Origin of the sequence: Sphingomonas sp. S2-65, assembly GCF_021513175.1 — a bacterium.
Taxonomy (GTDB): domain Bacteria; phylum Pseudomonadota; class Alphaproteobacteria; order Sphingomonadales; family Sphingomonadaceae; genus Sphingomonas.
Genome location: NZ_CP090953.1, coordinates 1,812,017 through 1,837,655, shown reverse-complemented (window position 1 = coordinate 1,837,655; position 25,639 = coordinate 1,812,017). Strand labels below are relative to the sequence as shown.

The 25,639-nt window shown below is 66.4% G+C and carries 32 protein-coding genes; 20 read left to right on the top strand and 12 right to left on the bottom strand.

Annotated features, from left to right (window positions below):
* Positions 1-70 precede the first annotated feature (70 nt).
* Both LZ586_RS08705 and LZ586_RS08700 read right to left on the bottom strand, forming a co-directional pair.
* A complete protein-coding gene (locus tag LZ586_RS08705) occupies positions 71-2,242 on the bottom strand; it encodes a primosomal protein N' (protein WP_235079574.1) in 2,172 nt (723 codons plus the stop codon).
* A gap of 41 nt (positions 2,243-2,283) precedes the next feature.
* Positions 2,284-2,958, bottom strand: coding sequence for a DUF2490 domain-containing protein (locus LZ586_RS08700; protein ID WP_235079572.1), 675 nt, complete (start codon positions 2,956-2,958; stop codon positions 2,284-2,286).
* Between the two features lie 108 nt (positions 2,959-3,066).
* Between LZ586_RS08700 and LZ586_RS08695 the strand changes: the two genes are divergently transcribed.
* From LZ586_RS08695 to LZ586_RS08685, 3 genes are all read left to right on the top strand, one after another.
* Positions 3,067-3,459: a hypothetical protein gene (locus LZ586_RS08695; RefSeq protein ID WP_235079570.1), complete on the top strand. Its 393-nt coding sequence runs from the start codon at positions 3,067-3,069 to the stop codon at positions 3,457-3,459.
* 25 nt (positions 3,460-3,484) lie between these two features.
* Positions 3,485-4,141 (top strand): fructose-6-phosphate aldolase, encoded by a 657-nt coding sequence (gene fsa / locus LZ586_RS08690; RefSeq protein WP_235079569.1) that lies wholly within the window; start codon positions 3,485-3,487, stop codon positions 4,139-4,141.
* 172 nt (positions 4,142-4,313) lie between these two features.
* Positions 4,314-5,204 carry a tyrosine recombinase XerC gene (locus LZ586_RS08685; protein WP_235079567.1) on the top strand — a complete coding sequence of 297 codons (891 nt, stop codon included), beginning with the start codon at positions 4,314-4,316 and terminating at the stop codon, positions 5,202-5,204.
* On the opposite strand, the gene LZ586_RS08680 is transcribed toward LZ586_RS08685, so the two are convergent.
* Genes LZ586_RS08680 through LZ586_RS08670 form a run of 3 tightly spaced genes read right to left on the bottom strand, consistent with a single transcriptional unit; the run spans position 5,201 to position 7,177 of the window.
* A complete protein-coding gene (locus LZ586_RS08680) occupies positions 5,201-5,791 on the bottom strand; it encodes a DedA family protein (protein WP_235079565.1) in 591 nt (196 codons plus the stop codon). The two genes, LZ586_RS08685 and LZ586_RS08680, sit on opposite strands and share 4 nt — an antisense overlap.
* 10 nt (positions 5,792-5,801) lie before the next feature.
* On the bottom strand, positions 5,802-6,761 hold the full coding sequence (gshB, locus tag LZ586_RS08675; RefSeq protein WP_235079560.1) for a glutathione synthase: 960 nt from the start codon (positions 6,759-6,761) through the stop codon (positions 5,802-5,804).
* Positions 6,762-6,802: 41 nt separating this feature from the next.
* A complete protein-coding gene (locus LZ586_RS08670) occupies positions 6,803-7,177 on the bottom strand; it encodes a YraN family protein (RefSeq protein WP_235079558.1) in 375 nt (124 codons plus the stop codon).
* Positions 7,178-7,276: 99 nt separating this feature from the next.
* Here LZ586_RS08670 and LZ586_RS08665 point away from each other — a divergent pair, with 99 nt between their 5' ends.
* Positions 7,277-7,474 carry a hypothetical protein gene (locus LZ586_RS08665; protein ID WP_235079557.1) on the top strand — a complete coding sequence of 66 codons (198 nt, stop codon included), beginning with the start codon at positions 7,277-7,279 and terminating at the stop codon, positions 7,472-7,474.
* Here the strand turns inward: LZ586_RS08665 and rsmI are convergent.
* On the bottom strand, positions 7,471-8,304 hold the full coding sequence (gene rsmI, locus LZ586_RS08660) for a 16S rRNA (cytidine(1402)-2'-O)-methyltransferase (RefSeq protein WP_235079556.1): 834 nt from the start codon (positions 8,302-8,304) through the stop codon (positions 7,471-7,473). The two genes, LZ586_RS08665 and rsmI, sit on opposite strands and share 4 nt — an antisense overlap.
* Positions 8,305-8,315: 11 nt before the next feature.
* Here rsmI and LZ586_RS08655 point away from each other — a divergent pair, with 11 nt between their 5' ends.
* Positions 8,316-9,527 (top strand): penicillin-binding protein activator, encoded by a 1,212-nt coding sequence (locus tag LZ586_RS08655; RefSeq protein ID WP_235079555.1) that lies wholly within the window; start codon positions 8,316-8,318, stop codon positions 9,525-9,527.
* A gap of 197 nt (positions 9,528-9,724) precedes the next feature.
* On the opposite strand, the gene hemW is transcribed toward LZ586_RS08655, so the two are convergent.
* A complete protein-coding gene (hemW, locus tag LZ586_RS08650; protein WP_235079553.1) occupies positions 9,725-10,870 on the bottom strand; it encodes a radical SAM family heme chaperone HemW in 1,146 nt (381 codons plus the stop codon).
* A gap of 199 nt (positions 10,871-11,069) precedes the next feature.
* Between hemW and LZ586_RS08645 the strand changes: the two genes are divergently transcribed.
* From LZ586_RS08645 to LZ586_RS08635, 3 genes are all read left to right on the top strand, one after another.
* The gene (locus LZ586_RS08645) at positions 11,070-11,858 is read left to right on the top strand and encodes a TIGR04255 family protein (RefSeq protein ID WP_235079546.1); all 789 of its coding nucleotides are present in this window, start codon (positions 11,070-11,072) and stop codon (positions 11,856-11,858) included.
* Positions 11,859-11,983: 125 nt separating this feature from the next.
* Complete coding sequence (locus LZ586_RS08640; RefSeq protein WP_235079544.1) at positions 11,984-12,331, top strand: hypothetical protein; 348 nt, start codon at positions 11,984-11,986, stop codon at positions 12,329-12,331.
* Entirely contained in the window at positions 12,309-12,761 is a 453-nt protein-coding gene (locus tag LZ586_RS08635) for a hypothetical protein (protein ID WP_235079543.1), read from the top strand. The genes LZ586_RS08640 and LZ586_RS08635 overlap by 23 nt, the downstream gene beginning before the upstream one ends.
* Here the strand turns inward: LZ586_RS08635 and LZ586_RS08630 are convergent.
* The 5 genes from LZ586_RS08630 to LZ586_RS08610 form a co-directional block, all read right to left on the bottom strand.
* Positions 12,758-14,356, bottom strand: coding sequence for a recombinase family protein (locus LZ586_RS08630; RefSeq protein WP_235079542.1), 1,599 nt, complete (start codon positions 14,354-14,356; stop codon positions 12,758-12,760). The genes LZ586_RS08635 and LZ586_RS08630 overlap by 4 nt on opposite strands.
* 129 nt (positions 14,357-14,485) lie before the next feature.
* Positions 14,486-14,932: a hypothetical protein gene (locus LZ586_RS08625; RefSeq protein WP_235079540.1), complete on the bottom strand. Its 447-nt coding sequence runs from the start codon at positions 14,930-14,932 to the stop codon at positions 14,486-14,488.
* Positions 14,929-15,411, bottom strand: a complete 483-nt coding sequence (locus LZ586_RS08620; RefSeq protein ID WP_235079538.1) for a hypothetical protein — start codon at positions 15,409-15,411, stop codon at positions 14,929-14,931. The genes LZ586_RS08625 and LZ586_RS08620 overlap by 4 nt, the downstream gene beginning before the upstream one ends.
* Positions 15,408-15,599 (bottom strand): hypothetical protein, encoded by a 192-nt coding sequence (locus LZ586_RS08615; protein ID WP_235079537.1) that lies wholly within the window; start codon positions 15,597-15,599, stop codon positions 15,408-15,410. Before LZ586_RS08615 ends, LZ586_RS08620 begins: the two co-directional genes overlap by 4 nt.
* Positions 15,600-15,682: 83 nt before the next feature.
* Entirely contained in the window at positions 15,683-16,459 is a 777-nt protein-coding gene (locus LZ586_RS08610) for a S24 family peptidase (protein ID WP_235079535.1), read from the bottom strand.
* 55 nt (positions 16,460-16,514) lie between these two features.
* On the opposite strand from LZ586_RS08610, the gene LZ586_RS08605 reads away from it, so the two are divergent.
* From LZ586_RS08605 to LZ586_RS08550, 12 genes are all read left to right on the top strand, one after another.
* The gene (locus LZ586_RS08605) at positions 16,515-16,814 is read left to right on the top strand and encodes a hypothetical protein (protein ID WP_235079534.1); all 300 of its coding nucleotides are present in this window, start codon (positions 16,515-16,517) and stop codon (positions 16,812-16,814) included.
* Positions 16,811-17,209: a hypothetical protein gene (locus LZ586_RS08600; RefSeq protein WP_235079532.1), complete on the top strand. Its 399-nt coding sequence runs from the start codon at positions 16,811-16,813 to the stop codon at positions 17,207-17,209. The genes LZ586_RS08605 and LZ586_RS08600 overlap by 4 nt, the downstream gene beginning before the upstream one ends.
* The gene (locus tag LZ586_RS08595) at positions 17,206-17,673 is read left to right on the top strand and encodes a phage regulatory CII family protein (protein WP_235079531.1); all 468 of its coding nucleotides are present in this window, start codon (positions 17,206-17,208) and stop codon (positions 17,671-17,673) included. Before LZ586_RS08600 ends, LZ586_RS08595 begins: the two co-directional genes overlap by 4 nt.
* The gene (locus LZ586_RS08590; RefSeq protein WP_235079528.1) at positions 17,673-18,017 is read left to right on the top strand and encodes a hypothetical protein; all 345 of its coding nucleotides are present in this window, start codon (positions 17,673-17,675) and stop codon (positions 18,015-18,017) included. The genes LZ586_RS08595 and LZ586_RS08590 overlap by 1 nt, the downstream gene beginning before the upstream one ends.
* Complete coding sequence (locus LZ586_RS08585) at positions 18,014-18,586, top strand: hypothetical protein (RefSeq protein WP_235079526.1); 573 nt, start codon at positions 18,014-18,016, stop codon at positions 18,584-18,586. The genes LZ586_RS08590 and LZ586_RS08585 overlap by 4 nt, the downstream gene beginning before the upstream one ends.
* Positions 18,517-19,704, top strand: coding sequence for a DNA polymerase III subunit beta (gene dnaN, locus LZ586_RS08580; protein WP_235079525.1), 1,188 nt, complete (start codon positions 18,517-18,519; stop codon positions 19,702-19,704). Before LZ586_RS08585 ends, dnaN begins: the two co-directional genes overlap by 70 nt.
* 11 nt (positions 19,705-19,715) lie before the next feature.
* Positions 19,716-19,961: a hypothetical protein gene (locus tag LZ586_RS08575; protein WP_235079520.1), complete on the top strand. Its 246-nt coding sequence runs from the start codon at positions 19,716-19,718 to the stop codon at positions 19,959-19,961.
* 508 nt (positions 19,962-20,469) lie between these two features.
* Complete coding sequence (locus tag LZ586_RS08570; protein WP_235079764.1) at positions 20,470-20,667, top strand: DUF2312 domain-containing protein; 198 nt, start codon at positions 20,470-20,472, stop codon at positions 20,665-20,667.
* A 2-nt stretch (positions 20,668-20,669) separates the two neighbouring features.
* Entirely contained in the window at positions 20,670-21,260 is a 591-nt protein-coding gene (locus LZ586_RS08565) for a hypothetical protein (protein WP_235079518.1), read from the top strand.
* Complete coding sequence (locus LZ586_RS08560; protein WP_235079512.1) at positions 21,257-22,111, top strand: hypothetical protein; 855 nt, start codon at positions 21,257-21,259, stop codon at positions 22,109-22,111. Before LZ586_RS08565 ends, LZ586_RS08560 begins: the two co-directional genes overlap by 4 nt.
* A complete protein-coding gene (gene ssb / locus LZ586_RS08555; protein WP_235079510.1) occupies positions 22,108-22,602 on the top strand; it encodes a single-stranded DNA-binding protein in 495 nt (164 codons plus the stop codon). Before LZ586_RS08560 ends, ssb begins: the two co-directional genes overlap by 4 nt.
* A gap of 92 nt (positions 22,603-22,694) precedes the next feature.
* A complete protein-coding gene (locus tag LZ586_RS08550; RefSeq protein WP_235079508.1) occupies positions 22,695-25,562 on the top strand; it encodes a phage/plasmid primase, P4 family in 2,868 nt (955 codons plus the stop codon).
* The last annotated feature ends 77 nt before the right edge of the window (positions 25,563-25,639 follow it).

Here is a 25,639-nt window from a genome sequence, read left to right as displayed (position 1 = left end):
ATATCCCCCGCCTATCGTCCGCCGACGATATCGCGGCGTCTCGCGTTCGACTTGCAGAAAATCGACAGGGCTAGAGGAAATTATAGGGGTCCACGTCCACCGCGACCCGCACCTTGGCGCCCCATTCCAGCCCGCCCAGCCATTCGCGGATCACGTCCTGCACATCGAAGGCGCGGCGGGCATGCACCAGCAGCCGGAACCGGTGGCGTCCGCGCAGCATCGCCAGCGGCGCGGGGGCGGGGCCATAGACATGCATCTCGTCCATGCGCGGCGCCGTCCGACCGATCATCCGCGCGACATCCTCGGCCGCGCTCTTGTCCTCGCTCGACACGATGATCGCGGCATAGCGTCCGAACGGAGGCGCCTCCGCCTCGCGCCGCGCTTCGGTCTCGGCTTCGTAGAACGCCTCGCTGTCGCCGGACACCAGCGCCTGCATGACCTGCGCGTAGGGAGCATGGGTCTGGATGAACACCGTTCCCGGCTTCTCGCCCCGCCCGGCGCGGCCCGACACCTGCATGATCTGCTGGAAGGTCCGCTCGGCCGCGCGCAAGTCGCCGCCGTCGAGGCCCAGATCGGCGTCCACCACGCCCACCACCGTCAAATTGGGGAAGTGGTAGCCCTTGGTGACCAGCTGGGTGCCCACGACGATGTCGATATCGCCATGCTCCATGCGCGCGACGAACTCGGCTGCCTTGGCCGGCGACCACAAGGTGTCCGACGTGACGATCGCCGTCTTCGCCTGCGGCCACAGCGCCGCGACTTCGTCGGCGATCCGCTCGACCCCCGGTCCGCAGGCGACCAGGCTGTCGGGCTCTTCGCACTCGGGGCAGATCTCCGGCGTCGGCACGGTGTGTCCGCAATGGTGGCACGACAGCCGCCGGATCAGCCGGTGCTCGACCATCCAGGCGGTGCAGTTCGGGCATTGGAAGCGGTGCCCGCAGTGGCGGCACAAGGTGAGCGGCGCGTAGCCGCGGCGGTTGAGGAACAGCAGCGACTGCTCGCCGCGCTCCAGCGCGGCGTCGATCGCCAGCACAAGCTTGGGGGCCAGCCAGCGCCCGCGCTCGGGCGGCGACTGGATCAGGTCGATCGCCTCGATCTCGGGCAATTCGGCGACCCCATAGCGCCCAGGCAGCTTCAACTCTTCATAGCGCCCAAGCTCGACCTGATGCCGTGTCTCGATCGCCGGAGTGGCAGAGGCGAGCACCACCGGGCAGCTTTCGAACTTGCCGCGCATCACCGCCACGTCGCGGGCATGATAGTGGACGCCGTCTTCCTGCTTGAAGCTGGTCTCGTGCGCCTCGTCGACGACGATCAGGCCAAGGTTGCGATAGGGCAGGAACAGCGCCGAACGCGCGCCCACGGTCACCATCGCCTCGCCGCGTGCGATCGCCCGCCAAGCGCGCCGCCGCTGCGACGTGCGCAGCCCCGAATGCCAGGCGATCGGCTCGCACCCGAACCGCTTGGCGAAGCGGGTGAGGAACGGCTCGGTCAGCGCGATCTCGGGCAGCAGCACCAGGGTCTGCTTGCCCGCCGCGAGCGCCGCCGCCACGGCTTCGAAATACACTTCGGTCTTGCCCGATCCGGTTACGCCGTCGAGCAGGAACGGCTGGAACGCCTCGGCGCCCACCGCCTGGCGCAGGATCGACGAGACGTCGATCTGTTCCTTGCTCAGCACGGGCGGGGCGAAGTTCGGGTCGGGGAGGGGGTAGGGCGAGTCGGTATCCACCGTCACCGCCTCGATCGCGCCCAGCTTGCACAAGCCCCGGATCACAGCCTCCGATACGTCGGCGATCGTGGCAAGCTCGCGCACCAGCCCCTGCCGGTCGCCGATCCGCTCCAGCGCCTGTTCGCGCTGCGGAGTCATGCGGTCGGGTACCACGCCGGTGGCGCGATACTCGACGATCGTCGGCGCGTTCTCGAACGCGGCGGTCGACGACAGCGCCATGCGCAGCACCGACGATAGCGGCGCCAGATAGTAATTGGCGGTCCACTCCACCAGCCGCCGAACGGCGGCGGTAAGCGGCGGCGCGTCGGCGACCGAAAGCAGGTTGCGCAACCGGTTGTCGCCCACCTCCTCGGTGGGCAGCCGCTCGGGCTCCCACACCACCCCGGCATATTGCCGGGGCCCGATCGGCGCGACGACGATCGACCCCGGCTCGACCTGCATGCCGTGGGGCACACGATAGTCGAGCGGGCCAAGGGCTGGATGCAGCACGAGGACACGGGCGCGGTTGCCGGGCATTGCTTCCCATATGGGCATTTTCCGCCGCGACGGAATCCCCTTCAGAGGTTCACGGTCAGCGTCAGCGAAAGCGCATGGTCCATCTGCGCCCCGGCGCCGCCGCGGGCGAACCGGTATTGGTTGAGATAGCCGATATCCGCGGACACGTCCTTCACCAGCGGCAGCGTGACGCCGATCAGGTTGCGCATCCGGTCATAGCCGGCGCGCTGGCCCCACTGCGTGGTGTTCGCCATGAAGAAGCTTTCATGGCTGGCGAACAGCGCGACGTTCCTGGCGAGCGGATGATTGTAGCGCAGCAGGGGGCGGATCCGCACCCCGATCTCGTTCCCATCGGGGTGGAAGCGCTCATCGATTCGGAAACGCGCCGTGATCCGTCCGAAGTTGAGCACGACATACTGGCGCAGCCGGTTCTCGTCGTCGGCGGTGTTGCCGCCATACCCCGCGACATGGCGATAGCCGATTCCGATCTCGACATGCTTTGAAAGCTTGTGGCTGACGATCCCGCCCAGTTCGGTGTGGAACAGGCCGTCCTGCCGGTCGCTCCAGCGTGCGATCCCCTCCAGCGTGACGCGGGTGTCGTCGCCCAGCCCGACATTGACGTTGGTCTGCGTCCAGAGCTGCGCGTCTTCGCTCTGGGCCTGCGCCGCCAAGGGCAGCAGCGACAGGGCGACGGCAAGGATGGGCAGGCGCAAGGCGGTCAGCTCCCGGTTCGACACCGCGCCCTAGCATGTGCGGTGGGATGATGTCACAAAAGTGCGGACTTCTCGGCGTTGCCGACCGCAGGGGCGCCGGTACGCCGTGGAAGCCAACCGGGGAGGGTAACGATGTTCCTGACTGCACTCGCACTTAGCCTCACGCCTGCACCGTGCCGGACCTATGATGCGGCGCTGCCGCAGCCGCTGCGTGGGTGGACGCGCACCGGACGCGGCCTCGATACCCGCCATGCTGTTACGCTGAACGCCGGAAGGGACCACGGCCTCACCACCACGCTCCAAATACGCAAGGGCGGGACTTTCGGCATCGCGCTGGATCAGGCCGGCTGGATCGATGTGGCGCGCGGCCGCGGCAAGCCGCTGGCCTACGCCGCGCTCGGCAACGGCCCGCAATGTTCGACCATCCGCAAGATCGTCCGCTACCGGCTGCAACCCGGCACCTATCGCGTGACCGTCTCGCGGCTTAAGGGAACGCGCGCGCGGCTGATGCTGGTGCGCTACTGATTCCTGCTGATCCGAGGATCCGACCATGAAGTTCTTCGCCGACACCGCCGACACCAACGACATTCGCGAGCTGGCCGATGCCGGGCTGCTCGACGGCGTGACCACCAATCCGTCGCTGATCCACAAGGCGGGCCGCAACTTCCTCGAAGTGGTCGCGGAGATCTGCGGGATCGTGCCGGGCATGCCGGTCTCGGCCGAAGTCGTCGCGCTCGACTATGAGACGATGATGAAGGAAGCCGAGATCGTCCGGAAGATCGCCGACAACGTGGCGGTCAAGGTTCCGCTGACCATCGACGGCCTCAAGACCTGCAAGGCGCTCACCGACGACGGCACGATGGTCAACGTCACGCTGTGCTTCTCGGCCAACCAGGCGCTGCTCGCCGCCAAGGCCGGTGCGACCTTCGTCTCGCCCTTCGTCGGCCGCCACGACGATGTCGGCTTCGACGGCATGGACCTGATCGAGGACATCCGCCTGATCTACGACAATTATGATTTCGACACCCAGATCCTGGTCGCGAGCGTGCGCCACCCGATCCACATCCTCCAGGCCGCCAAGATCGGCGCCGACGTGATGACCGCACCGCCATCGGTCATCAAGCAACTGGTCAAGCACCCGCTGACCGACAAGGGCATCGAAGGCTTCCTCGCCGACTGGGCCAAAACCGGCCAGACCATCGCCTGACCTCGGCCAAAGCGGCGCTTTCAGATCCTCCCCCGGAGGGGGAGGGGGACCGCCGCCGCTAGGCGGTGGTGGAGGGGTATTGGCCACGAGCGATATGCTTGTGGAGACTACCCCTCCGTCACGCTTTGCGTGCCACCTCCCCCTCCGGGGGAGGATCGAGTAAGCCACAGGCGTGACCACACCCCTCCCTCTCCTCTACGCCCAGCACCTCGCCCGCGATCGCCGGCGCTCGGTTCACACGGTGCGTGCCTATGAAGCCACTGCGATCCGCCTGCTCGCCTTCCTCCAGTCACACTGGGGCGGGCCGGTAACGCGCGAGGCTTTGGCGAAGATCACCCCGGCCGACCTCCGTGCCTTTCTCGCCCACCGCCGGAACCAAGGCCTGTCCAATGCCTCCGCCGCGCGCGAACTCTCGGCAGTGCGCGGCTTTCTCAAATTCGCGGCGGGCGATGGCGCCGAACTCCCCCGCCTGCGCGGCCCGCGCGTGAAGAAGGGGGTACCCCGCCCGATCTCGCCGGCCGAAGCCGTCGCGCTGGCCGAAACCGTGTCGGAAGATGCCCGCGAACCCTGGATCGCCGCGCGCGACTGGGCGGTGCTGCTGCTGCTCTACGGCGCCGGCTTGCGCATCGGCGAGGCAGTGGGCCTCACCGCCGCGATCCTGCCGCTCGCCGAGACCCTGTCGGTCACCGGCAAGCGCAACAAGACCCGCCTGGTGCCGCTGCTCCCCCAGGTCCGCGCCGCGATCGAAGCCTATGCAGAGGCGTGCCCCTATGCGCTTGGCCGCGACGCTCCGCTGTTCCGCGGCGCCAAGGGCGGGCCCTTATCCCCGGGTATCATCCGCAAGTCGGTCCAGGCCGCCCGCACCACGCTCGGCCTGTCGGAACGCACTACCCCCCACGCGCTGCGCCACAGCTTCGCCACCCATCTGCTGGGCCGCGGCGCCGATCTGCGCGCGCTCCAGGAACTGCTCGGCCATGCCAGTTTGAGCTCGACGCAGATCTACACCGCCGTCGACGCCGCCCACCTGCTCGACGTCTACCGCAACGCGCATCCGCGCGCCTAGCGCTGCGCCCGCGGCTTCCACGTCGCGATCCGCCACAGATAGCCGCCCACGCCCAGCGCAGCGAAGCCGATCAGCACCGGCAGGATGAACCGCTCGATATCGGCGATATGCGTGTCCAGCCCCATGCCCACCGATACCAGCAGGCAGTTCCACAACAGGCTGCCGGCACAGGTGAACAGCGAAAATCGCCAGAACGGCATGTGCATCATGCCCGCGGGGATCGAGATCACCGTCCGCCCGAACGGCAGGAAGCGGAACACGAATACGGTGATCCCGCCCCACCGGTCGAAATAGCGGTGCAGCTTCTCGACATCGTCCCATTCCAGGGTCAGCCAGCGGCCCCAGCGCGCCACCAGCGGCTGCAAGCGCTCGTAGCCCAGCCGCCGCCCGATCTCCCACCAGAACAGGTTGCCGACCAGCGTGCCCAGCGTGCCGACCGCGATCACGCCGACCAGGTCCAGCTTGCCCTTGGCCACGGCGATTCCCGCCATGCCCATGATCGCCTCCGACGGGATCGGCGGCACCACGTTCTCGAGCATCATCAAGGCAAAGATGCCCCAATAGCCCCAGTCCAGCCATCCGGTCATGATGCGTGGCTCAGCGCGCCATGGCGGCGACGCGGCGCTCGATCGCGTCCCAGATCACGCCGCCGGTGTCGGTGCCGTTGAACTTGTCGATCGCGACGATGCCGGTGGGGGAGGTGACGTTGATCTCGGTCAGCCATTCGCCGCCGATCACGTCGATGCCGACGAACAGCAGCCCGCGCTTCTTGAGCTCGGGCCCCATCGCCGCGCAGATCTCCTGCTCGCGCGGCGTCAGCTCGGTCTTGGCCGCCGATCCGCCCACCGCCAGGTTCGACCGGATCTCGCCTTCGCCCGGAATGCGGTTGATCGCCCCGGCCACTTCGCCGTCGACCAGCACGATGCGCTTGTCGCCCTGCGCCACCGAGGGCAGGAACGCCTGCACCATGTGCGGCTCGCGATAGCCGGTGTTGAACACTTCGATCAGCGCCGACAGGTTCGCGCCGTCGCGGCCGACCTTGAAGATCGCCTTGCCGCCATTGCCGTGCAGCGGCTTGATCACGATCTCGTCATGCTCGGCCAGGAACGCCCGCGCCTCGTCCAGACTGCGGGTGATCAGCGTCGGCGGCATGAAGCGCGCATAATCGAGCACGAAGATCTTCTCGGGCGCGTTCCGCACGCTGGCCGGATCGTTCACCACCAGCGTCTTGTGCGCGATCCGCTCGAGCAGATGCGTCGCAGTGATGTAGCCGAGGTCGAAGGGCGGGTCCTGGCGCATCAGCACGACATCGGCTTCCTCGCCCAGGTCTAGCTTCACCGCTTCGGCAAAGGCGAAGTGATCGCCCTCGACCCGCTGCACCGTCACCGGATGCGCCTGCGTCCAGACCCGGCCGTCCGAGTAATTGAGATCCTCGGCACGGTAATGGAACAGCCGGTGCCCGCGCGCCTGTGCCGACAGCATCAGCGCGAAGGTCGAATCCCCGGCGATGTTGATGTCCTTAAGCGGGTCCATCTGCACGGCAACGACAAGCGACATTCGGCCTCCTTCAGGACATCCGGGTGACGTAACGAACCAAGTCACCCGATCCAGGCATTCTCGATATGACGAGGCGGCGTGCGCGGGGCAATCAGGATCACGTCGACTCGAATGTCCTCGCCGGCCAAAGCGTAGCGCGGCATCAGATATTCGGCGGCTGCCGCCACCCGCGCCAATCGCCGTTCGTCGATGGCGAAGTCCAGGTCCGCCGCGGTTGCGCGCGTCTTCACTTCCACAAACGCGATCAGCTTACCCTTGCGCACCACCAGGTCGACTTCGCCCGCCGGCGTGCGCACCCGGCGGTCGAGGATCTTCCATCCTTTGAGCCACAACCACCATGCAGCCCGTCTTTCTCCGTCGCGGCCGCGGTTTTCGGCGTCTTTCCGGTCTCTTGCCGCAGGTTTTGCTCGTCTCATCTGCAAGGACTCGCCAGCTGTGGATAACCTGGATTAGACCTGTTGCGACCGAACCGAAATGAGTCGGGTCGCTTATCGCCACCGGGGGGTGTCGAAGCCATGGAATCCAACGAACGTTATTATCGTCGTCGCGCCATTCAGGAGATGACGGCCGCACGCCTGGCGGTGACCGAGGGTGCCAAGCAGCGCCGTCGCGAGCTGGCCGAAGGGTATGTCCGCCGCCTGGCCGAGCTTACCGGCTCGGACGAGCGGTTCCTGCTGGACTCGGTCACCGCGCACCAGGCGCAGCTGGCCTAGGGCTTTATCGCCAGGGCGCGGGTATACAGCGCCCTGCGGTCGAGCCCCAGCTTCTTCGCGACTTCACCCGCGGCCTTTGCGGGGGGTAGCCGCGTCAGCGCTTCGGTCAGTGCCGCGTCGGCATCGTCTTCGCTGGCAGGGGGTGCTTCGCCCGGGGGGGCAACCACCAGCACGATCTCGCCCTTGGGCGGCGCCTCGGCATAGCGGGCAGCGAGCTGCGACAGCGTGCCCGTCACGCATTCCTCGAACTTCTTGGTGATCTCGCGCGCCACCGCCGCCTCGCGGTCGCCCAGCCCCTGCGCCAGTGCGCCCAGCGTGGCGGCCAGCCTGGGGCCCGATTCGTACAGCACCAGCGTCGCCCGGATCGCCGCGACTTCGGCGATCGCCTCGGCCTTGGCCTGAGCCTTGGGCGGCAGGAAGCCGATGAACAGGAACCGGTCGGTCGGCAGCCCCGCCAGCGTCAGTGCCGCCACCGCCGCGCAGGGGCCGGGAATCGTCGTCACCGCATGCCCGGCAGCCCGCGCGTCGCGCACCAGCTTGAACCCGGGATCGGAGATCAGCGGCGTCCCCGCGTCCGACACCAAAGCCACCGCCTCGGTCGCCATGCGTGCCACCAGCCCGGGCCGCACCCCGTCGGCATTGTGGTCGTGATACGGAATCATCCGCCCCTTGGCGCCCAGGTGCCGGAAGAGTCCCGCTGTCACACGCGAGTCCTCGACCGCAACGATATCGGCGCTCAACAGTATTTCAGACGCGCGCGGCGAAAGGTCGCCGAGATTGCCGATCGGAGTGGCCACGATATAGAGGCCGGGCGCGAGAACAGAAGTCATCGGGGAAGTTCATGGCAGACGGCAATGGGGTACCGCAACGTGCGGTTTGGAACTTGGTACGATCCGCCACGCTCGCAGCGACGATGCTGGTGGCCGCTTGCGTAGCACCACGAAACGCGCCGGAGCCCGCGCGTGTACCGCCGCCGGTCGAAAGGCCGCGGCCGGTGGCGCCACGCCCGATCGAGCCGGGCCTGCCGCAGGACACCGAGCGTCACCGCATCGCGCTGCTCGTGCCGCTCAGCGGCTCGAATGCCGGCGTCGGCCGCTCGCTCCAGAACGCCACGCAGCTCGCGATCCTCGACGCGCGCAACGACGATCTGCGCATCACCACCTATGATACCGCCGGCCCAGGCGGCGCCGCGAGCGCCGCGGAGCAGGCGATCGCCGAGGGCAACCGTCTGATTCTCGGCCCGCTGCTTGCCGAGGATGCGCGCGCGGTGGCGCCGATCGCCCGCCAGGCGCGCGTGCCGGTGCTCAGCTTCTCGAACGACGCGACCGCGGCCGGCAACGGCACCTATATTCTTGGCTATTCGCCCTCGCAGTCGATCGAGCGCGTGGTCGACTATGCCCGCAAGAGCGGCATCACCGATTTCGCCGGGCTGATGCCGGCCGGCACCTATGGCAATCGTGCCTCCACTGCCTTTTTGCGCACCGTGGAAAGCGCGGGCGGCAGGGTGTTGGCGATGGAGACCTATGAGGCGCGCCCCGGTTCGATGACCAGCGCCGTCGCCAAGATCGGCCGCTCGCCGTTTCAGGCGATCCTGATCGCCGGTGCCGCCGACAGCGCGGTCGCCGCGGTGCCGCTCGTCCGCCGCTCGGCCAGCGGCAAGACCGCGCGCGTGCTCGGCACCGAACTCTGGAACACCGATTCCAGTGTCGGCGCGCGCACTGCGCTCAACGGCGCCTGGTTCGCCAGCGTGCCCGACAATTATTACCGCCAATATGCCGGCAAGTACCGCGCCCGCTTCGGCGCCGCGCCGTATCGCCTGTCGACGCTCGGCTATGACGCGGTGCTGCTGACCATCCGCGTCGCGCGCGACTGGCGTCCCGGCTCGGAGTTCCCCGAACGCCGCCTCACCGACCGCGACGGCTTCTCCGGCCTGGACGGGGCCTTCCGCTTCGGCCGTGACGGCGTCGCCGAACGCGCGCTCGAGGTCCAGGAGATCCGCGGCGGCACCACCGCCACCGTGTCGCCGGCGCCCACCGGCTTCACCGGCAACTGATCCTCTGAAACCCTCCCTCGCTGAAGCGAGGGAGGAACAGGCCATCAACACCGCCACCGCGTCAGCGGGGAAGGGGGACCGCCGCCAAAGGCGGTGGTGGAGGAGGGTCGAACATGCCCGCATGTTCGACCCTGCATGTTCCACAAGCAACGAAGCTTGAGGAACATCCCAGCAACACCCGCAACTAACCAGGAACCCTAAGCCACCACCAACGCGCGCAAGATCGCTTCGAGCACCGGCATCCCGGCGTCGGTCACGCGCAGCCGCTCCGCGTCGTGTACGACCAGCCCCTGCCGCGCCATCCCGGCAAGCGCGTGCCCGTCCAGCGGCAGCTCGCCGCCCGCCAGCGCGGCGATCCGGGTCAGATCGACGCCTTCGCCCAGCCGCAGGCCCATCAGCAGCGCTTCCACGCCGCGCTCGTGCGGCACCAGCGGATCCTCGCGTTCGATGCCGTGGCCGTTGCGCTGGACTGCCGTCAGCCAGTTCTCCGGCTTTTTGCGGCGCAGGCTCGCCACGCCGCCGCGCCGGCCGTGCGCGCCCGGGCCGATGCCGGCATAATCGCCATAGCGCCAGTAGGTGAGGTTGTGCCGGCTCTCCGCCCCCGGCCGGGCGTGGTTGGAGATCTCATAGGCCGGCAGTCCCGCCGCCGCCGTCATCGCCCGCGTCGCCTCGAACAGATCCGCGGCCTCGTCGGAATCATAGGCGGCAAGCTCGCCCTTTTCGAACAGCGTGGCGAAGCGCGTCCCCGGCTCGATCGTGAGCTGATACAGCGAAAGATGCTCGGTCCCGAAGCTGAGCGCCCGTGCCAGTTCCGCCTGCCAATCGGCAAGCGTCTGCGTCGGCCGCGCATAGATCAGGTCGAAGCTTACGCGCTCGAACACGGCTTGCGCGGTGTCCAGCGCCGCCAGTCCCTCCGCCACGCCATGCGCGCGATCCAGGAAGCGCAGCGCAGTGTCGTCCAGCGCCTGCAACCCCAGCGACACGCGATTCACGCCGGCCCGGCCGATATCGGCAAAGCGCGACGCCTCCACTGACGAGGGATTGGCCTCCAGTGTGATCTCGATATCCGGCTCGAACCGCCAATGCCCGGCTGCGGCATCGATGATCGCCGCAACGGTTTCGGGGGGCATCAGCGACGGTGTGCCGCCCCCGAAGAAGATCGATCCCAGCCGTCGACCGGGGAGCAACGCGGCCTCATGCGCCAGATCGGCCAGCAATGCCGCGCGCCACAGTTCCTGGTCGACGGTCTCGCGGACATGGCTGTTGAAGTCGCAATAGGGGCATTTCGACACGCAGAACGGCCAGTGGACGTAGAGCGCCAGCGGTGCGGGGTCAGCGGTCATCGGTTCCAGGTCGGTGGAGCGGGTAACGGGAATCGTGTTGCATCAGGCATCATCATTCATCACGGTTGTCGACGGCGGGTCGATCCATTTGGGTGGGGCAAGGTAGGCATCGGCAAATTTTTGTAGCATGACGGGAGCCGCCCTATAATAGGCTGGGCACCTATAGCCGACCGGAGATTCGATGACGCGGCCCGCGCACTTGCCTGACTTCGGATCGCCCCCTTTGAATGAGGCGGTCCTCGGCATTCAGTTCCGTGAGGCTGAAGGGTATCAACAAATTCGTGCTGGCGAGGTTTGGAATCTCTATCGTGCGGATTACCCGGCCGTCGAGGAGCAGCAGGCTTTGCCTCCGACGTTCGAGACTTTTGGACCTCTTCAGATTCATACCTCTGAGTTCCAGTTGATTCAGGGCGCGCAGCATGATCGCTTCTGGTTTCTGAATTCGCGAGGTGACGAGTTAATCCAGTTTCAGAGTGACCGGCTGTTCCACAACTGGCGTAAGCGCGAGGACGTTGATCGACCCTACCCGCGCTTCGAGAGCATGATTGCAGCCTTCGAGCGGGAGGCCGAAGCCCTGGAGCGATACTTCGGGGAGCTTTGGCCGCAAAAAATCGAGATCACACAAGCCGAGATCGGTTACATCAATCATTTTCCGCTCGGCCAGCCTGGTGAATTCTCCGGATTAGATGACTACCTCAGCATTGTGAACCTCGCCCACCTAGCTCCCGAAGCTGCACAGATCCGCTATCGGCGCATCGTTCCTGGTAGGGATGGGAAGCCTACAGGCCGTCTGCATGTCGAAACTAACATTGGGCAGAACGCCGCCGGCGAGGTCGTAGGCATTCTCAACCTGACCTATCGCGGAGCTCCGTCGGAACCAGGTATTGCCGGAGCGGTTGGGCATTTGACGGCTGGCCGAGAAGTGATAGTGAATGAATTTACCGCTATAACGACAGACAAAGCGCACAAGCTTTGGGATCGGAAGTAATGCGCGAGCGATCGAATTTCGTCTGGGGGAACGTGAGAGAGTTCCCTAGCTCCTTCGTCTCGGGAGGGGCTCGTGTTGTTGTGTCTACGCCGCGCCGGGACTGGGCTCGCGAAGTTACGCGGAAGTTGAACGAGCTTGCAGCATTGCCGCGAGGTTGGGACGGCTATCGTGCGCGTCCGGTCAGCTTCGACACTGCTCATTTTGCCCTAAATATGCTCGAAAACATCTGCCAAGAAGACGCTCCGGCGCCTCAGATCATCCCTGGAACGGCGGGTGATTTGCAGATTGAGTGGCACACCGAAAACGGTGATCTTGAGCTTCACGTGAGGAGCCCAAACAATGTCGGCGCTTGGTTCGCGCCGGCTGGGGATTATGAAGGAAACGAAGTCTCACTCACGAACGACTTCACCGATGTTGCTCGGTGGGTTCGTGAAGTGACGGAGCCTGCTCTTGCCCACGCCTCCGCCGCGTGATGCGGCCGGGGCTGTTACTCCCCACGATCATACAGACATTGATGACGCTGACGTTGTAATCCGCCGTATCTCCGAGCTTCAGGTTTCGAGAGACAAGGACGGGAAGCGGCGCATCTCGTCATTGGCGTATCAGGGATCCGGCTCGAACGGTGGCATGTCTGTTGACGTGTTGCCGTTCGTTGTCGCTGACGGACGAGATCCCAGAGAGTGGGTGACGACTCCCCGTTGGATTGGATCCGTGAAGTTTTCGGCCGGCTTCCTGCGGGGGCTCTCTCTGAAGGTCGGCTATAATCCTATTCCGGAAGTCGACGGTTTGCCCGCTAACCCTTATCACGGGGAGGTTTGGGGTATTTCAAGCAAGGGTCAGAAGAATGCCCTCAAGAGGGCTGCAGAGTGGTTCGTCGAGATCGACGGCGTCGAGGTAGGTTAGGCCCTCTGGCTCACAGTCGCCACTCGATCCACAGGGAGCGGGGTGCCGGCAAGCCGCAGTATCTCCTGAAGCCGTCCGAACACTTTCACGGTGACGCCGCGCGGGCCTTCGGCTGGGTGCAACTCGATCCGATCGACAAGAGCACGAAGCTGCGGCATCGCGTTGCGGCGTGCTTCCTCATCGCCCGCAAGAGCCTCGGCCAGCGCGGCGACCTGTCGGCGATAGTCGTCGGCAAGACCAGTGTGCAGTGCGACCACGCGCGGGGCGTCGATCTCGGTTAGCTCTGCGCTGGCACGGTCTCTGTCGGTCCTCGCCGCCGCTAGCGCAGTACGCATCTCGGCGAAATCCCCGTCACCATCGGCGATGAACGCAACGAGGCGTTTCACCTTCCTGTCCGCTTCGGCGTGGCGGCGTTCGATCGAAGCGCGGCGGCTGGCGCTCTCCGCAGAGCGCTTCGCGTTCTCGCGATGCCAAGTCCTCACATAGTGGTCGACCAGGTCAGGGTGGAGCAGTTCGGTTTCCAGCCTGCCCAGCACTTCGCGTTCGTATCGAGCCGAGGTGATGCTCCGCCGGTTGGTGCAGGCGCCGTCGCGCGAGCGGGAGCACTCCCACTGCGACACGTTCACCTTGACCCACGATCGGCCGCACACACCGCAGCGGCCGAGGCCTGAGAGCAGGTGCTTCGGGCGCGGCTGCAATTGGAACGGCGTGCCCGACCGGCTTTCCAGCTCGGCCTGCACGGCAAGCCATACCGGCTCGTCGATGATTCGCAGTTCGGGCACCTGCTGCACCGCCCATTCGCTCTCCCGATTCGGGCGGATCACCGTCTTGCGGGTGCGCGGGTTGGTGATCTTGGACGTGCGCTGCGCCACCAGCTCGCCGCGATATAGCCGGTTCTTCAGCATGCCATCGGTTCGCTTGCGTCCGCCGAGGATCGTGGAGGTGCGCCAGGTGCCGCCGCGCGGGCCGGGGATGCCCTCCGCGTTCAGCGCCGTGGCTATGGCCCTGGGGCTCTGGCCGGCCGCGTATTCGCGGAAAATACGGCGGACGATCTCCGCCTTTTCGTCGTCGATCGCGCGCAGGCCTCGAACAGGTATGCCGCGCTCGTCGATCCGATTGGCACTCTTATATCCATAGGCGAGGCCGGCCGGTGCGCGGCCCTCGGCGACGCGGCCGCGCTGCGCCCGGCGGATGTTGTGCGCCAGATCTTTGCGGAAGCGCTGATCCATCAGGCCCTTGAAGGTGCCGGTAATGTCGTCGACCTCGCCGTCGGCCAGTGTGAAGAGCCGGCAGCCGGCGAACTCCAACCGCTCGCGGATGGCAATGGTGTCGCCTAGGTGGCGGGCCAAGCGGCTGGTGGTGTCGGTTAGCACCTGGTCGATGCCGCCCGCCTCCACGGTGGCGAGCAGGGCGTTCAGGCCGGGGCGCTGCGCTTCGTCGATGCCCGCGGCGCCGCTGATCGCCGCGTCCTGAAACTCGGCCACCACCGTCCAGCCTTCGCGCGCCGCACGCTCGCGGCAGACGCCGAGCTGGTCGGCGATCGAGCGGTTATTCTGAAGCTGGCTGCTGTAGCGGGCGTAGATGACCGTGCGCACGGTCCAATTCCTTCGATTCGGGGAGCGCGGCATGCTTTCGTGCAACGTCGGCGCGCGCAAGCGCTTCCACAAGCGCGAACAGTTCCGGCGCTGGGCGAGCGGGGAAGCTGGAGGCGAGGCGGGTGGCCATCAGGCGGCCTGCCTCTGCTCTACGGGCGCGGGGCGCATGGCGAGGTTGGCGGCGTGGACGTGCAGGATCCACGGCAGATCGTGCCCGGGCAGGCAGGGGCGGTGGTTCCACTTCAGCGCCGCGGCGTAGGTGGCGAGGCGCTGAAGGGCGGTGTCGTCGGGGCGTGCCGCCGCGCGGTGCTTCGTGTCGAAGGCGAGTGTCAGCAGGTCGTTGCGGATCTCTGCATGGTAGGCGTCGAGCTTGGGAGCCTCGGCTTGGTCGACGACGGCGCGCCACATGGTAGCGAGGGCGCCCATGATCCGCGAACGGTCGTCGGCCTCGGCCTGCGTGATCTCGCCGGCTTCCACGCGCCTGGCGTCGCCCTCCCGACGGCGGGCGAGCAGCTGCGCGGCGGTCGCCGCTAGACCGTGCCAGCGGTTGTAGAAGGGCGGGGGAGCCTCGGTCACATCAGGCTCTCGCCATCCGTGCCTACCGAGATCCTGCCCCATGGGTAGAGGTGGAGGTAGGCATAGCTGTAGCCGTAGCCGTCGCTGCGGCTGTCCCAAAAACCAAGTTCCAGTGATGGGATGTAGCTGCGCCCGGTGCGAGCTATGTGGCGGTCGACTTGTCGCTGGGTGTGCCGGCGATTGATCAGCAGCGAGCCGCTGGCCACCAGCGCGCGCCAGAACGTCCATTCCTCGCCGCGCTGGCGGACGTAGCCATCATAGACTGTCCAGCCCTTCCGACAGTCAAGGGGGCGATCTTTGATGGCGGGGCCCCACAGCATGCGGAAAGCCGCCCAACGCTGCTGCCGATCATACCCGCGCAGCTCACGAAGCATTTCGCGCTTGAACTCGGGCGTCAGGTCGTCCCAGTCGTCGGCTTTTTCGGTTGCCAGATCGCCGCGGTCGAACGCTACGCCGCAATGAACGACGGTGATATTCATGCCGCCACCGCCATGGCCGCGATGAAGAGCGCGGCGATCAGGGCGCCGGAGGCGATTGCCTCCACCATGATGCGGCTGGGGCGGGGGAGGCGACTGGCGCTTGCCGTGCGCTGCCCTGCTACGGCGAAGGGTCTCCGCTTGTCGGCTTCGATGTGAAGGGTTCGTGCGTCGCGAAAGTGCGTGGCCATTGGTGCCTCCGTGTTAGCGGAAGCACGCTTACATTCAGCGCACGCTGACAGTCAAACGGTTTTGTTAGCGCATGCTAACATTGTCAGAATGCGACCAGTTCGTCCCAAGGTATGATCCGGTGGATGTGCGCTACGCGCTTACGGTCGATCCTGAAGGTTGCGGCTGGATTGAATTGCTCCAGCTCGATGAAGCTCGCCGACTGCTTCACCAGCCTCTTTGCCATCGCAACCACGGTGCGGTCAGCATCCTCTCCCTCGCCGCGGCGGAGCTGGACGATCACGTAGTCGCGGGGGCGCGCTGGGCGCATCGGGTCGACGTACCCGATTTCGCCAGGTTCGTAGCGTGGCGCCATCGAATGTCCGCGAAAGTAGATCGCATACACATCGCGCCGGTTGTCGAGAGAGACGGGGCGGCGCGCGTAGTCGACTACATCAGCCATATCGAGTTCAAGTGTCTCCACGGGGATGCTCACACCACCATCCGCTTCGAAGTCGATGTCGGCGCATTCCGCGGTGCCAACGATGGGAATGTCGCGCGGGCGATCATCACCACGAAAGGCAAGGCGAGGCGCCCGCACAACTGCCGATGGAGCTTCTTTCTGCTCCTGCTTTACCCCCGCATGAAACTCCGCCTTTGTGAGCCCGATAAAGTCGAGCAGCTTGTCGACGGTGTCGGGGTGCGCAGCGTCCCGCTTCTTGATGTCAGCGAAGATACTCCGATTCACCTGCGCTCCCGTGGCCCAGGCATTCATGGAGAGGCCATCCGGCTTCACAGCCATAAGGCGGTCAAACAGGGTAATTGGATCGCTTGCCATGATGTCAGTTCTAGCTGACAGGGGCGTTTCGGTCGATTTCAGCATGGGCTGACAAAATGTGCTTGCAATGTCAGCGCGCGCTGACGTACTCAGCGCAGCCATGGAACTGCCAACGATCCCCGAGATACTAGCGTCCATCGATCGCTTTCTGGAGCGACATGGCAACATGGCGCCGACGCGGTTCGGGCGTGAAGCGACGCGTGAGCCGCAGCTCATCGAGAGCATGCGCAACGGTCGCATCCCCAACCTGGGCACGCTGCACCGGGTCAAAGCCTACATGGATGCTAAGGATGCGGAGGCGGGTTGCGGTGCTGATCATGCTGACGGCGATACCGCATCGGCGGACGAAGCGTCATGCGGAAAGGCGGACGAAGTTTCCGCGGCGCAGGTGCTGGCATGAGCGTGGTGACTGGCCCGCTGAAGCTCGAAACGGTCGGGCTCGACGCCGCTCTTCAGTCAATCGCGTCGCTAGGAGCGGCGGTCCATGTCTCTGACCGCGTCGCGCAGCGCCTCGTTGATGCTTTCGACAGCGGCCTCGTACTGGGCGACGATTTGGTCAGCCTGTTCCGGCGTGAACCGATCGACGGCGCCGCAGGTGGGGCAAGTGAACTCCATCGTGTGCGGGTCGTGCCCAGTGACCGTTACATCGAACTCGTGTCCGCAATCTGCGCGGACGGGGACCCAACTTTCTCCCGGACTGTGCTGCATGGTTGGCCGATCCTCTCCCTCAATCGCAGGAGTGTAGCCGAAGGGCAGGTCCGCGCAACGGGGTCAAGCGAAGGCTGCGCAGCATGAAGCCCGAAAAGATCGCAGGCAAGCTGGCCACGCAGGAGCTGATCAAGGGCGTTGGCGGGCTTGAGGCCGGCGCGGGCTTCTGCCGGGTCGGCAAGAGCGTGCTGGGCGATGCGCAGAATGTGAACTGCCCCGACCGCTGGCTGCCGGTCGACGTGGTCGCCGACCTGGAGCCGCTCGCGCGGGAGCGCGAAGGCTGGCCGCATGTCACGCGCTGGCTGTGCCAGCAGATGGGCGGCACCTTCGTGGCGCTGCCGCGTGGCGGCGCCCAGCGCGAGGATCTGCTCGGGTCGGTCGGGCGCCTCGCAAAGGAACATGGCGACATCGCCACGGCGATCTGCACGGCGCTGGCCGATGGCAGCGTGTCCGCCGAGGAAGCCGCCGCCGCTCGCGTCCAGGTTCAGGAGGCGCAGGCCGTGCTGGCCGCGCTCGACCTTCAACTCGCCACCATCATGGGAGATCGTTGATGCTGCACCAGACCATGGTTCCGGCACCGCTGGCCGTCGTCATGCTTGAAGCGGGCGACCCACCTAATCCGAGCGTGGGCGCACACCGGCTGGTGTGGTGGCTGCTGGAGCAGCGCGATCTGCTCGCCTCCGCCAACCGGGTGGCGCTACTGTCCGGCCTGGGCGTCGACCGGCTGGAGCGGGTCGTGCTGGGCGAGATCGAGCCCGAAGACGACGCTGCGCAGCGGATCGCCGCGGCGACGGGGGGCGCGGTGCTGCCGGAGGACTGGTCGCGGCGCAGCCAGCGTCCCTGGGCGCATGCCCCAGCCTTTCGTGCGCGCCCGCGGCCCGGCAGCGTGCAGTGATCATGGAGGGCGCCGCCGCTTTCCTCTCCCTGGCATCGGGTTCCGGCATGGACGAGGCGCGCAACATCGCCTTGCCTGCCGAGCGCGTGGCAGCGTGGGTGGAAGCGGCGCGCCCGGGTGACGAGCTGGTCTATGGCAGCCGCTGGTTCGGCGTCCTGCCGGCCAAGTCGCCGACCGCCGCCAAGGTGCGGGCACTCCATGCCGAGGGGCTGGTGCTGCCGTTCCAGCGGGTGATCCAGGCAGGCGTCGAGCGGAACTATGTTGTGCGCCGGACGGCGCGGCCATGGATCGCGCCTGCCGCGCCGTCGCCGCTGGCCGAGCCGGCGCATGCCTCGCCCGCTGCGATCGACGCGCTGTTCGCGCTGCTGGCGCGGGCGGCGCGGTTCAAACGGCCGTGCCCAACCGACAAGCAATTGGCCGAGCGCGCCGGGATCGAGCGCGGCGAAGTGAAACCGGCCCTGGAAGCCATGGTCGAGGCGGGCCTGATCGACGTGGCGGGATGCGCCGCGCCGACGCTGCGCCGAGTCCGGATCGTGGCGACGGGCGAAACAACGGGGTGGGTTCGATGAAGATTGAAGTGGAGCGCGACGCGCTGTTGGGCGCGCTGCGACAGGTGGCCGACGTGGTGCAAAGCCGGCAGACGATTCCAATCCTCGCCAACGTGCTGCTGATCGCGGAGGCAGGCGCGCTGTCGATCACCGGCACGGACCTGGACCTTCAGGCGACATCGCGGGTCGAGGCAGCGGGTGAGCTTCAGATCACCACTGATTCAAGCAAGCTGGTCGCGGCTGTAACCAGCTTAAAGCCGGGCAAGATCACGCTGAGCGTCGAGGATCGTGGCCAATTGGTGCTGAAACAAGGGCGGGGCAAGCGCTCGCTCCCGACGCTTCCTGCGAAGGATTTCCCCAAGCGCGCCGCGCTGGAGAATGCGATCAATTTTCGCATGCCTGGCGCATCGCTCGCCCGCTTGCTGGATGCCACCTCTGGCGCGATGTCGATCGAGGACACGCGCTACTATCTGAAAGGCGTGTTCCTGCATGTGGCCGCCAATCGTCTGTTCGCGGCGGCGACCGACGGGCTACGCCTGATCCGCGCCGACGTGGCGGTTCCCGATGGTGCCGAGGAAATGCCCGACACCATCGTGCCGGATAAGGCGGTTGCCCATTTGCGCAAGCTGCTCGGCAAGGACGGGAGCGGCGAGATCGGCATTGAAATCACGGCTGACGCCATCGGCTTTGAACTCGGCTCTACGCGGTTCCTGTCGAAGGTCGTGGACGGCAGCTTTCCCGATTACACGCGCGTCATTCCTCCGGAAGAGGGGGGCAGGCTGGACCTGGCGCGCTCCGCTTTTCTGGAGCCCGTGCAGGGCGTCGCCTCGGTGCTAAATGCCGAGGGCGAAAAGACCAAGGTGCGGGCGCTCGGCTTCTACCTGAAGGAAGGCGAAGAGGGCTGCGAAGTTCGGGGCAAGGACAGCACCGGAGCGCAGGCGCAGGAGGTTCTGGACGCTGATTTTCGGGGCGTGCCGGTGGAGTTCGGCGTCAATCACCGCTTTGCGGTGATCGCCGGATCGATCTTCGCTGACAGCGCCAAGCTCACCCTGTGGGTGTCCGGCCCGGCCAACCCGATCCGGATCACCTCCGACAAAGACGCCGACCTGCTCGCCGTCGTCATGCCCATGCGAATCTGAGGAGAGAGCCGATGCAGACCAACCGTTTCGACGCGCCCGTGAGCTGCGGCAGCTGCGGCGCCACCACTGAAGGCCGCATGGAACACCGCTTCCTTGAGGAGCCGGCGCGGGTTCTGGACAAGACACAGGTGATGGAACTGGCGCGGGCGATCCGCTCGGGCGACATCGCCGAGGCCGAGATGCAGCTAGACCGGGTTTTCCGGGACGAGCCGCTGATCCGCGAGTGGATCGACCAAGCGCGCGCGGCAAAGCAGTGACGCTAGCGCGAAACCTGTTGGAGGAGGAAATGCTCGCCGCTTCGGTGGTCGTGCGGACGTGTCCGCTGTTCTGGACCTCTGAAGAGAAGGTACTTGCCGGTCTGGATCGTCCACAGCTTCGGCTCTTCTTCGCGGTCCAGCTGAGGCTCGTGGAGCGGCGTCGCAAGATGTTCGGGCGCGGCTGGAAACTGCGTTGGAGGTCCGCATGAGTGGTGCCCGCAAAACGCTCGACATGATGGTTACGGCTGCCGTGGGCGCGCTGCTGGTCGGGCGTGACGAGATCGAGCTGGCGCAGGCCGAGCGGGAGCTGCCGGACCATATCCGCTCGGCCGGGCCGTCGCACAAGGCGATCGCCAAGGCCATCGTGGCGGCGGGCTGGGTGGCTCGGCGGCACGCCGGCGGGCACGTCGTCTATGTCCGCGAAGCCCCGCCTACCGCTGACGGCGAAGGCGAGGATGCCGAGCGCGGGCTTGGCGACAACATCTCGGAGCAGGCGCTGCGGCTCTACATGGAGCGGATCGACCGGCTGGAGGAAGAGAAGAAGGGCATCAGCGACGACATCAAGGACGTCTATGGTGAGGCCAAGTCGACCGGCTTCGACGTTCCGACAATGCGCGCGCTGCGCAAGCTTTTGAGGGCTGAGAAGCATCAGCGCGACGAAGGCGACGCGCTGATCGACATGTACCGCCGGGTCATGGGGGTCTGACGATGGCGGACATTGCCGACATCGCGAACGACATCGAGCAGCAGCACCTGGCGCGAAGCCTCCAGCGCGTGACGCCGGCGATCCCGGCCGGCGTGGCCGGCGAGTGCGACAATTGCGGCGAGGACATGCCGCGTCTGGTGGACGGGCTGTGCGGCTACTGCCGCGACGGCCGCCGCCCGAATTATGCGGCGCGGCAGCCGGTGCCGTTGCCCGAACCCGAGACAGTGGAGGATGATGTGGCAGGCAGCGATAGCGGCGGCGTGTTCGAGCGCCGGCAAGTGAGCTTCAAGGTCGGCGGCGACGTGCTGAAGGCTATCGAAGCGCGGTCGGAAACCGACGACATCAGCCTGGGGCAGGCGGCGCTGGAGCTGGTCATGACCGGCATGCGGGTGGAGGCGCCCGCGCAGCAGTCCCCGCTGATCGAACTGCTGACCGCGCATGGCGGGAGCCTGGATGCAGTGGTCGGCGATCTGATCCGGCGCGTGGCCGATGCCGAGGCGCGGCAGGTCGACCGGAGCGAGGTCGATGCGGCGGTTGCGCGTGCGGATGTCGCCGAGGCGAAGCTGGCGGCGATCCGGAGCGCAATGGCGTGAGCTATCTCTGGCCGAACCTATGGCCAACCCTGTCGGCGCCGCTGGCGGAGCCAAAGCTGCGGGTGCTTTCGCTAGGCGCGGGCGTGCAAAGCACGGTGCTGGCGCTGGCGTCGTCGGGCGGTGACGTGGGTCCGTTACCCGACTGCGCGATCTTCGCCGATACGCAGTGGGAGCCGCGCAAGGTTCGAAAGCACCTCGCATGGCTTCGCACGCAGCTGCGGTTCCCCGTATTCGACGTGACCGCCGGCAGCATCCGTCAAAGCATTTTCGACCGGCGGAACACGACCGGCGGCAGGTTTGCAGCCGTGCCCTGGTTCATCCGCAACCCGGACGGCACGGCGGGCATGGGTCGGCGGCAATGCACGAAGGAATACAAGCTCGCGCCAATTACGAAGAAGATTCGCGAGCTGGTGGGTGCGCCGGGGCGTGAGCGGATTGTGCCTGGTTCCGTCGAAGTCTGGGTCGGCATTTCGACCGATGAAATCGAAAGGATGAAGCCGGCGCGGCAGCTGTTCCTGCGTAACCGGTGGCCGCTAATCGAGGCGGGCATGAGCCGGCGCGATTGCGAACGCTGGTTGGCCGAGCGGCAGTGGTCGGCGCCGAAATCCAGCTGCATCGGCTGCCCTTTCCACAGCAATGCGATGTGGCGCGACATGCGGGACAATGAGCCCGAGGATTGGGCGGACGCCTGCGAAATGGATCGTCAGCTGCGACTGGGCAGCAACGGGAAGATGCGCGGCGAAGAATACATGCACCCATCGCTGATGCCGCTTTCCGAAGCGCCGATCGACGAAGCGGACAGCGATCAGCTCGGCTTCCAACTCGAATGCGAAGGGATGTGCGGAGTATGAGTGGCGTCAACAAGGTCATCCTGGTCGGCAATCTCGGGCGCGATCCCGAGAGCCGGTCGTTCCAGAATGGCGGCAAGGTGGTCGAGCTGCGCATCGCCACGTCCGAGACGTGGAAGGACCGCACGACGGGCGAGCGCAAGGAAAAGACCGAGTGGCACACAGTCAAGATCTTCAACGAAGGTCTGGCCAACGTGGCCGAGCGGTTCCTGCGCAAGGGCAGCAAGGTCTATATCGAGGGCAAGCTGACGACCCGGAAATGGCAGGACCCGGAAATGGCAGGACCCGCAGGTAACGACCGCTACTCGACCGAGGTCACGCTCCAGGGCTTCAACTCGGTGCTGACGATGCTCGACGGCTCGAACAACGATCGCGGTGGTGGCGTTGCCGGCGATCGGGGCGGCGATGATCGTGGCAGTGGTGCCGGCGGGTCGGCGGGCGGCGGCTATGGCGGCGGCTTCCCCGACGATCTGGACGATGACGTGCCGTTCTAGGTTCAGCAGCGGCGGGCACACGCCGCGCCCTAACCTGCTGGCAGACCAGGTGCTGATCGTCTGCCGACAACTGAATTGAGGGGGTTCCTGACGTGGCTTCGCCCGTTGCTTTCGCGTCGCTGCTGGATGCGGCGCTCCATTACGCGGCGCGGGGTTGGCCCGTGTTTCCGTGCAGTCCGAACAACAAGCGGCCGCTGGTCGCGATGGACAAGGATCCAGACACGGGGGCCGCGATCCGCGGCACGGGTGGCGTGTCCAAGGCGACCACCGATGAAGCGACGATCCGCGCGTGGTGGCGGAAATGGCCGCGCGCGATGATCGGCGTGTCTGTTGGCCGCGCCGGCATGATCGTGATCGACTTCGATCCGCGCATCGAGGAACTGTGCGACGAAGACACCGGCGAGGTGATCGACGTTCGCGAATACACGCTCGAGGAATTGAAGGCCGAGCTTGAGGCGCAGATGGGTTGCGCGCTGCCGGTGGGGCTGGCGGTACGGACGCCTTCCGGGGGCGTCCACCTCTATTACCGGATGCCCGAGGGCGAGCCGATCGGGAACCGTGGCAACCTGCCCAAGCATATCGATGTGCGGGGGCTGGGTGGATATGTGATCCTGCCGCCCAGCATGTTCGAGGGCGACGGGAGCAATCCGCCCGTGCCGTATCGCTGGCTGCGGGGCGATGATGACGCGCCGGTGATCGACATGCCCGAGCAGCTGGTCGAGATCCTGCGTTCCCCGCCAGCCCGCGCTGTGGCCGAGCAGGCGCCGCGGGCGATCCACGAACCGCGCTTCGTGGCTGATGTCGACCAGGCGCACCGCGCCTATGCGCTGAAGGCAATGGCCGAGGAACTGGACGAGCTGGCCGGCACGCCCAAGGGCGGCGGGCGACATGGCGGACGCAATCAGGGCGCCTATTGGGCTGCGTTCAACCTGGGCCAGTTCGTGGGCGCCGGGGCGCTGTCCGAATCGATGGTGCGTGCCGCGCTGCTCGACACGATCCGGGGCTTCGATCCCGCTGCCTATCCCGCGCACGCGGGCGCGGTGGAGAACGGGCTGAACAACGGCATCGCCAAGCCTAGGGACCTGAGCGCCATCGGCGCTCACACAAGGGCACGCGGCCGCGACAGCGGCCGGGCCGCATCTTCTCCACCGCCGTCCGCGCCGCTGGAGGCCTATTCCGACGACGCCGACGACTTCCGGCCCCCGGACCCCCACGAGGGGGAGGAAGTCGATATATCCGCGTCCTTCCAATCTGGAAGCGTGAGCCTCGGCAATGCTGAGGGGGTCGGGGGGCGCATCACTGCCGACGCCGATGCCGAGCGCGATCCCGTCTGCGCGTTCTTCCCGCTGACCGATCTGGGCAATGCCGAACGGTTCAGGGCGCGGCACGGGTGGCGCTTCCGCTTCTGCAACGAACTCGGGTGGTTCATCTGGGACAATCGGCGCTGGGAGCTGCTGAGCGAGGAAAAGGACAAGGTGCCGGGGCCGGTGAGCCTGGCCGTCTATGCCACGGTGCGGGCGATCCGGAACGAAGCGGAAGTCGTGCGCGACAGTGGGCTGCGGCCGGACCTGGGCGGCGAGGAAGGCGGCTTGGACTTCGTCGCGGCATGGAAGGGGAGCGGCGATAACAAAGTGGCCGTCCTCTACAGCGAGTTGCTAGCCCAGCATGCCAAGGCAAGCGAAAGTGCGGGGCGCATGGGCTGCATCGCCAACCTGGCCAAGGCGTTCGGGGAACTGGCGATCCTGGCCGACGCAATGGACCGCGACCGCATGGCGATCAACGTGCTGAACGGCACGCTGCGGCTGACGCAGGAGGGCAAGCGGTGGGTGTCGGTCGAGGGCGTGCTGAAGCCGATCACCACCGGAAAGCGATGGGGCACGGTGCTGCACCCGCACCGGCCGGAGGATCTGATCAGCAAGATCGCGAACGTCGTGTTCGATCCCGCGGCCGCGTGCGCCGACTATGACGGCTTCCTCGACACGGTGCAGCCGGACGCCAAGATGCGGCGATTCCTGCACCAGTGGGGCGGGCTGAGCCTGACCGGCGACATCGGCGAGCAGAAGCTGGCGTTCTTCCATGGCAAGGGCCGCAACGGTAAGTCCACGCTGGTCGACGCTTGGGCGTATGTCGCGGGCGATTATGGCGGGTCGGTCGGCATCGAGACGTTCCTCGACCAGGGCAAGGGCCGGAAGGGCGGGGACGCCACGCCCGATCTGGCGCGCCTTCCCGGCATCCGCTTCCTGCGCACGTCGGAGCCGGAGAAGGGCGCGAAGTTGGCCGAGGCGCTGATCAAGCTGATCACCGGCGGCGAAGAGATCACCGCGCGTTACCTGAACAAGGGGTTCTTCACCTTCCTGCCGAGCTTCAAGGTGACGGTGTCGGGCAACCACAAGCCCAAGATCACCGGCCATGACGACGGCATCTGGCGGCGCGTGATGCTGGTGCCGTGGGAAGTGCAGATCGCGATAGAGGACATCGACCGCGATCTGCCGGCCAAGCTGCGCAAGGAAGCGTCGGGGCTGTTCAACCGGATGCTGGAGGGGCTGCTCGACTGGCGCGAAAACGGGCTGATCGAGCCTGAGAGCGTCGTCGCGGCCACGGCCAAGTATCGCGAGCAGAGCGACCAGCTGGGCCGCTTCCTGAGCGACTGCACGGTGCAGGAGGACGGCAAAAAGACCAAGTCGTCGGTGCTGCTGGCGGTGTTCAATGCCTGGTGCAAGGCGACGGGTGCGGCCGAGTGGCAGCCTGTGGGCTTCAGCCGGGCCATGGAGGACCGCGGGTTCGAAAAGAAGCAGTCGGACGGCATGCAGTGGCTCGACATCCGCCTGACCAAATCGGTGGCAGACTTCGCCGAGGCGACGGGCGACGCGGACGGCTCGCGGCCCTCGGCGCCAGACGATGGCTATGACGGGGGCTCTGACCCTCCGCGGCGATGGGATGACGAGGACGTGCCATTCTAGGCGGCATTCGGAAGGGTTCGGGGTTCCGGTCGGAAGGCGAGTTGGAAGGGTGAAAATGGCGGTTTTGTGCGGGTTTG

Coding starts and splice junctions, on each gene's coding strand:
- LZ586_RS08605 (WP_235079534.1), top strand. CDS start 16,515: ATGGAACTGCCAACGATCCCCGAGATACTAGCGTCCATCGATCGCTTT.
- gshB (WP_235079560.1), bottom strand. CDS start 6,761: ATGTCGCTTGTCGTTGCCGTGCAGATGGACCCGCTTAAGGACATCAAC.
- LZ586_RS08590 (WP_235079528.1), top strand. CDS start 17,673: ATGCTGCACCAGACCATGGTTCCGGCACCGCTGGCCGTCGTCATGCTT.
- LZ586_RS08620 (WP_235079538.1), bottom strand. CDS start 15,411: ATGAATATCACCGTCGTTCATTGCGGCGTAGCGTTCGACCGCGGCGAT.
- LZ586_RS08615 (WP_235079537.1), bottom strand. CDS start 15,599: ATGGCCACGCACTTTCGCGACGCACGAACCCTTCACATCGAAGCCGAC.
- LZ586_RS08655 (WP_235079555.1), top strand. CDS start 8,316: ATGGCAGACGGCAATGGGGTACCGCAACGTGCGGTTTGGAACTTGGTA.
- LZ586_RS08695 (WP_235079570.1), top strand. CDS start 3,067: ATGTTCCTGACTGCACTCGCACTTAGCCTCACGCCTGCACCGTGCCGG.
- LZ586_RS08610 (WP_235079535.1), bottom strand. CDS start 16,459: ATGCTGAAATCGACCGAAACGCCCCTGTCAGCTAGAACTGACATCATG.
- LZ586_RS08600 (WP_235079532.1), top strand. CDS start 16,811: ATGAGCGTGGTGACTGGCCCGCTGAAGCTCGAAACGGTCGGGCTCGAC.
- ssb (WP_235079510.1), top strand. CDS start 22,108: ATGAGTGGCGTCAACAAGGTCATCCTGGTCGGCAATCTCGGGCGCGAT.
- fsa (WP_235079569.1), top strand. CDS start 3,485: ATGAAGTTCTTCGCCGACACCGCCGACACCAACGACATTCGCGAGCTG.
- LZ586_RS08570 (WP_235079764.1), top strand. CDS start 20,470: ATGGAGCGGATCGACCGGCTGGAGGAAGAGAAGAAGGGCATCAGCGAC.
- rsmI (WP_235079556.1), bottom strand. CDS start 8,304: ATGACTTCTGTTCTCGCGCCCGGCCTCTATATCGTGGCCACTCCGATC.
- LZ586_RS08575 (WP_235079520.1), top strand. CDS start 19,716: ATGCAGACCAACCGTTTCGACGCGCCCGTGAGCTGCGGCAGCTGCGGC.
- hemW (WP_235079553.1), bottom strand. CDS start 10,870: ATGACCGCTGACCCCGCACCGCTGGCGCTCTACGTCCACTGGCCGTTC.
- dnaN (WP_235079525.1), top strand. CDS start 18,517: ATGCGCCGCGCCGACGCTGCGCCGAGTCCGGATCGTGGCGACGGGCGA.
- LZ586_RS08665 (WP_235079557.1), top strand. CDS start 7,277: ATGGAATCCAACGAACGTTATTATCGTCGTCGCGCCATTCAGGAGATG.
- LZ586_RS08680 (WP_235079565.1), bottom strand. CDS start 5,791: ATGACCGGATGGCTGGACTGGGGCTATTGGGGCATCTTTGCCTTGATG.
- LZ586_RS08670 (WP_235079558.1), bottom strand. CDS start 7,177: ATGAGACGAGCAAAACCTGCGGCAAGAGACCGGAAAGACGCCGAAAAC.
- LZ586_RS08705 (WP_235079574.1), bottom strand. CDS start 2,242: ATGCCCGGCAACCGCGCCCGTGTCCTCGTGCTGCATCCAGCCCTTGGC.
- LZ586_RS08565 (WP_235079518.1), top strand. CDS start 20,670: ATGGCGGACATTGCCGACATCGCGAACGACATCGAGCAGCAGCACCTG.
- LZ586_RS08595 (WP_235079531.1), top strand. CDS start 17,206: ATGAAGCCCGAAAAGATCGCAGGCAAGCTGGCCACGCAGGAGCTGATC.